Origin of the sequence: Mesorhizobium sp. M7A.F.Ca.ET.027.03.2.1 (genome assembly GCF_003999175.1) — a bacterium.
Lineage (GTDB): Bacteria > Pseudomonadota > Alphaproteobacteria > Rhizobiales > Rhizobiaceae > Mesorhizobium.
The window spans coordinates 1-5080 of record NZ_RZOM01000394.1; the positions used below are offsets into that span (position 1 = coordinate 1).

At 61.2% G+C, this 5080-nt stretch carries 7 protein-coding genes; 1 reads left to right on the forward strand and 6 read right to left on the reverse strand.

What is annotated here, in order from left to right; genetic code table 11:
* Positions 1-2 precede the first annotated feature (2 nt).
* Positions 3-431 (forward strand): CinA family protein, encoded by a 429-nt coding sequence (locus EN750_RS17910; protein ID WP_245482732.1) that lies wholly within the window; start codon positions 3-5, stop codon positions 429-431.
* On the opposite strand, the gene EN750_RS17915 is transcribed toward EN750_RS17910, so the two are convergent.
* From EN750_RS17915 to EN750_RS17940, 6 genes are all read right to left on the reverse strand, one after another.
* Complete coding sequence (locus EN750_RS17915) at positions 428-892, reverse strand: type II toxin-antitoxin system RatA family toxin (protein WP_127397205.1); 465 nt, start codon at positions 890-892, stop codon at positions 428-430. The two genes, EN750_RS17910 and EN750_RS17915, sit on opposite strands and share 4 nt — an antisense overlap.
* A gap of 12 nt (positions 893-904) precedes the next feature.
* Entirely contained in the window at positions 905-1870 is a 966-nt protein-coding gene (gene lipA, locus EN750_RS17920) for a lipoyl synthase (RefSeq protein WP_127329039.1), read from the reverse strand.
* A 137-nt stretch (positions 1871-2007) separates the two neighbouring features.
* The gene (locus EN750_RS17925) at positions 2008-2265 is read right to left on the reverse strand and encodes a GlsB/YeaQ/YmgE family stress response membrane protein (protein WP_127397206.1); all 258 of its coding nucleotides are present in this window, start codon (positions 2263-2265) and stop codon (positions 2008-2010) included.
* An 89-nt stretch (positions 2266-2354) separates the two neighbouring features.
* Complete coding sequence (gene lpdA, locus EN750_RS17930) at positions 2355-3800, reverse strand: dihydrolipoyl dehydrogenase (protein ID WP_127397207.1); 1446 nt, start codon at positions 3798-3800, stop codon at positions 2355-2357.
* A 222-nt stretch (positions 3801-4022) separates the two neighbouring features.
* Positions 4023-4658: an SGNH/GDSL hydrolase family protein gene (locus tag EN750_RS17935; protein ID WP_127397208.1), complete on the reverse strand. Its 636-nt coding sequence runs from the start codon at positions 4656-4658 to the stop codon at positions 4023-4025.
* Positions 4655-5080 (reverse strand): hypothetical protein (locus EN750_RS17940; RefSeq protein WP_245482733.1); only part of this gene is annotated, 426 nt, incomplete at its 5' end. The genes EN750_RS17935 and EN750_RS17940, both read right to left, overlap by 4 nt.

Consider the following 5080-nt stretch of genomic DNA (forward strand, 5'->3'; position numbering starts at 1 on the left):
GCATTATGCTGGCAACGGCGGAAAGCTGCACCGGCGGCATGATCATCGCCGCGTTGACCGACATCGCCGGCTCGTCCGCCGTGATCGATCGTGGCTTCATCACCTATTCCAACGAAGCCAAGATGGAGATGCTCGGTGTTTCCGCCGCCACGCTCGAGGCGCATGGCGCGGTTTCGGGCGAGACTGCAATTGAAATGGCGGCAGGCGCGCTTGCCCGTTCGCGCGCCGGGCTGACCCTGGCGGTCACCGGGATCGCTGGGCCTGGCGGCGGTTCGGCGGAAAAACCGGTCGGCCTGGTCTGGTTCGGGGTTGCGCTGGACGGCCGACCGATTGTCGCCGAGCACCAGCTCTTTGCAGACAAAGGCCGCGATTTCATTCGTCGCGAAACGGTCCGGCAAGCGCTGGAGCTGGGCCTGCAAGCACTCGGCTAACCCTGGGCCCGGGGTGCTGCACCGTAGATGACGTCGGCGCGCTTCTCAAAGGCTTCGGCGAACATGCGGAAGGCGCGATCGAACATGGTCCCCATGACCGCGCCCAGAATACGGCTCTTGAACTCGTAGTCGATGAAGAAGCGGACGGCGCAACCGACGCCGTCCGCTTCGAAACGCCAGACGTTGCTCAAATATTTGAACGGCCCGTCGATGTACTTCACCTCGATGGTGTTCTCGGCGGGCTTCAGCAGCACCTGCGTCGTGAAGGTTTCGCGGATCGCCTTGTAGCCGATGCTCATGTCGGCAAGCAGAACCGTGCGCCCGTCACGCTCCTTGCGCGAGCGAACCGTCAGCGCTTCGCAAAGCGGCAGGAATTGCGGATAGGATTCAACATCGGCGACCAGCGCGAACATCTGCTCGGGTGTATGGGATACGCGTCGGGTGGCTTCGAATTTTGGCATGAAACCAGCGGGTTAAGCTGTTTTCTTGAGAATCGCTTCCCGTGCCGCACGCAGCTTGGCGAAATCGTCGCCGGCGTGATGCGACGAACGCGTCAGCGGGCTGGACGCCACCAGCAGGAAACCCTTGGTCCGGCCGATCGTCTCGAAAGATTTAAACTCCTCCGGAGTGACGAAGCGGATCACCGGATGGTGCTTCTTCGACGGCTGCAGGTACTGGCCGATGGTCATGAAGTCGACATTGGCGGACCGCAGATCGTCCATCAGCTGCAGGATTTCATTCCGTTCTTCGCCCAGCCCCACCATGATGCCGGACTTGGTGAAGATCGACGGATCAAGCTCCTTGACCCGCTGCAACAGCCGGATCGAATGGAAATAGCGGGCGCCCGGACGAACCGTCAGATAGTTCGACGGTACGGTTTCGAGATTGTGGTTGAAGACGTCGGGCTTGGCGGCCACGACGACCTCCAGCGCGCCGTCCTTGCGCAGGAAGTCGGGCGTCAGGATTTCGATCGTCGTCAGCGGCGTTGCCGCCCGGATGGCGCGAATGACTTCGGCGAAATGCTGCGCACCGCCATCGGCGAGATCGTCGCGGTCGACCGAGGTGATGACGACATGGGTAAGGCCCATCTGCTTGACCGCATGCGCGACACGGGCCGGCTCATCCGGGTCAAGCGCGGTTGGAATGCCCGTGGCGACGTTGCAGAAGGCGCAGGCGCGGGTGCAGATCTCGCCCATGATCATGAAGGTGGCGTGCTTCTTTTCCCAGCATTCGCCGATGTTGGGGCAGCCGGCCTCTTCGCAGACCGTCACCAGCTTGTGCGATTTGACGATTTCGCGCGTTTCGGCATAGCCCTTCGACACCGGCGCCTTGACGCGGATCCAGTCGGGCTTGCGCAGCACATCCTGATCAGGCTTGTGCGCCTTTTCCGGATGCCGCAAGCGCGGGGCGTTGGCGATCGTATCGAGGACAGTGACCATCGGGAAACCTGGTTCATTCGCGACGCCAGTCAGGCGTTCGCTGTCATAACGTCATCTAGGACTTTTCAACGCAAAGAAAAAGGCCGCCGCGGCGCATGCCGCAACAGCCTTTTTCGCATGGCGCCTCTTCAGTGATGCTAACGGCGCACAAGACGCCCGGCCCAGATCAGCAGGCAGGCACCGATAAAGCCGGTGATGAGATAGGCAATCCAGCCGACGCCGAACGGGCCAAAATTGAGAGCCTGCAGAATGGCGTTCAGCACGACCGCGCCGACGATGCCCATAACGATGTTCATGAAGATGCCGGTGTCGCTCTTCATGAACATTTCGGCGAGCCAGCCTGCCAGGCCGCCGATGATGATGGCTGCTATCCAGCCGACGCCATTCAGGTGCATATGCCTTCTCCTTGTGTGATGCGTGAAAACGCATCCGCAAACGAAGTACCTTGCCGCCGGGTTCCATCTGTAGCAGCGCTTTCAATCTATCAGGCGTTGAGCGCGCGGCCATAGGCGTCGAGCACGCTTTCCTTCATCATCTCCGACAGCGTCGGGTGCGGGAAGATGGTGTGCATCAGCTCTTCCTCGGTCGTCTCCAGGTTCATCGCCACGACAAAGCCCTGGATCAGTTCGGTCACTTCGGCACCGACCATGTGGGCGCCGAGCAATTGACCGGTCTTCTTGTCGAAGATGGTCTTGATGAAACCCTGATCCTCGCCGAGCGCAATGGCCTTGCCATTGGCGGCGAACTGGAAGCGCCCGACGCGGATGTCCTTGCCCTCGGCCTTGGCCTTGGCTTCCGTCAGGCCAACCGAGGCGACCTGCGGATTGCAGTAGGTGCAGCCCGGAATCTTCAGCTTGTCGGTGGCATGCACGCCAGGAAAATCAGCGATCTTCTCGATGCACACGACCCCCTCATGTTCGGCCTTGTGGGCGAGCATCGGCGGGCCGGCGACATCGCCGATGGCGTAGATGCCCGGCACATTGGTCTTGCCGTAGCCGTCGATGACGATGCAGCCGCGCTCGGTCTTCACGCCTAGCGCCTCAAGCCTGAGGCCCTCGATGTTGCCCTGGACGCCGACGGCCGAGATCATGCGATCGGCGGTGATCTTCTCGACCTTGCCGTCCTTCATCTCGACATGCGCCGTGACCGAATTGGGACCCTTCTCGACCTTGGTCACCTTGGCTTCGAGGATGATCTTCATGCCTTGCTTCTCGAACTGCTTCTGCGCGAATTTCGAGACTTCGGCATCCTCGACCGGCATCACCGCCGGCAGCAGCTCGACCACCGTCACCTCGGCGCCCATGGTCCGGTAGAAGGAGGCGAATTCGATGCCGATGGCGCCTGATCCCATGACCAGCAGCGACTTCGGCATCTCCTTCGGCACCATGGCCTCGAAATAGGTCCAGATCAGCTTTCCGTCCGGCTCGATGCCGGGCAGCGCGCGTGGTCGCGCGCCGGTCGCCAGGATGATGTGCTTGGCGGTGTAGGTGCCCTCGCCCTTGACGCCTTTCGGCACCGGCGGCTGCGGCTCCATCGGCTTCTTGGCCGTCTTGGACACGACGATTTCGCCCGGCTTCGAAAGCTTGGCCTCGCCCCAGATGACGTCGACCTTGTTCTTCTTCATCAGGAAGGCAACGCCGCCATTCAACCGCAGCGAGACCTTTCGCGAGCGATCGACCACGGCCGCTGTATCGACGCTGACTTTGCCGTCGAGCTTCAACCCGTAATCCTTCAGGTGATCCGAATAGTGCATGATCTCGGCCGAACGCAGCAGCGCCTTGGTCGGGATGCAGCCCCAGTTAAGGCAAATGCCGCCGAGATGCTCGCGCTCGACGATCGCCGTCTTGAAGCCGAGTTGCGCGGAACGCACCGCGGTGACATAGCCGCCAGGGCCGGAGCCGATGATGATGACGTCGTAGGATTCAGACATTTTATGGTCCTTATTGAAGCGAGGCTTCACCGAAAGAAGGTTTTGGTATCGACCATGGCTCTTGCTTCAGCATTGGAGGCCTGAAAGCGGGCTCATGCATCAATACCGAAAGGGCATCGGAAACCCAGAGCCCTAGAAGCGCGTAGCCTGCAAGAAGCCGACTTCGGCGGCCTTGCCAATGCACAGCCAACCAGATGCCGATGATCAGAAATGCATCGACTATCATGTCGCTAACATCACACGCACCAGCGGCGCCAGCACCTTGCCGATGTTTCGCGTGTTTTCGGCGTCGAGATGGACGCCGTCGAGAGGGGTGGTTTGCGCCACGCTGCCGGCGTCGAAGAAGCCACAGCCGGCTTCGTCGGCGAGCGCGGCATATTGCGGTGCCAAAAACTTCGAGGCGTCATCGCCACCGGCGAACATTTCCTTGAAGTCGGCATTTTCGGTGCGGCTGACGACAGGCGGCGAGACGATCAGTATCTGCGGCGCGGGCCAGTCGAACGGATAGTCGTGACCGCGCACGATGTCGATCAGCCGCTGAATGCCCTGCTTGGCCGCGACGGGATTGCCGTGGATCCACGGCTTCATGTCGTTGGCGCCGAGCATGATGGCAATCAGGTCGATCGGCGCATGGGTCGTCAGGACGGTTGGCAGCAGTTTTGCACCGTTGCGGTCCGCACCGGCCAGATGATCGTCGAAGGCCGTGGTGCGGCCGTTGAGGCCATCGGCAATCACTTGCACGCCGGCGCCTAACGCTGCCTGCAGCACGCTCGGCCAGCGGTCTTCCAGCGCATGGCGGCCACCTTCGGCATTGTAGCCCCAGGTTAGCGAGTCGCCGTAGCAAAGAACCGTCTTCATGCGCCCACCTGTGCGTTAATCGAGCCGCGCCTCAACCGCCAGCGCACGAACAGCCAGTGAACCAGCACAGTGGCCAGGTTCGGCAAAACCAGGCCGGCGATGATTGGCAGGTCGCCTCCCCACTGGCGCTTGCCGATCGGTTGAGAGAACGTCCAACCGATCAGGCCGAGCCCGATCAGCACGAACAGGAGAATTGCGCAGAGGGCCAGCCAGTTGATGATCGTCAGTGCGTTCGAAAAAAGCTGCGCGATGAAAAACACGATCGTTGCAACAATGGTGACAAGCACCGACGTCATGAACACCAGAATGTATTCTTCCTGCGCATGGGTTGCGACCGCCAGCTGTTGAGCAACCAGGCCGCCTGCCAATCCTGACAGGAAAAACGCCATGAGGGAGGTGAAGAAGATCCGCACCGCCCTCTC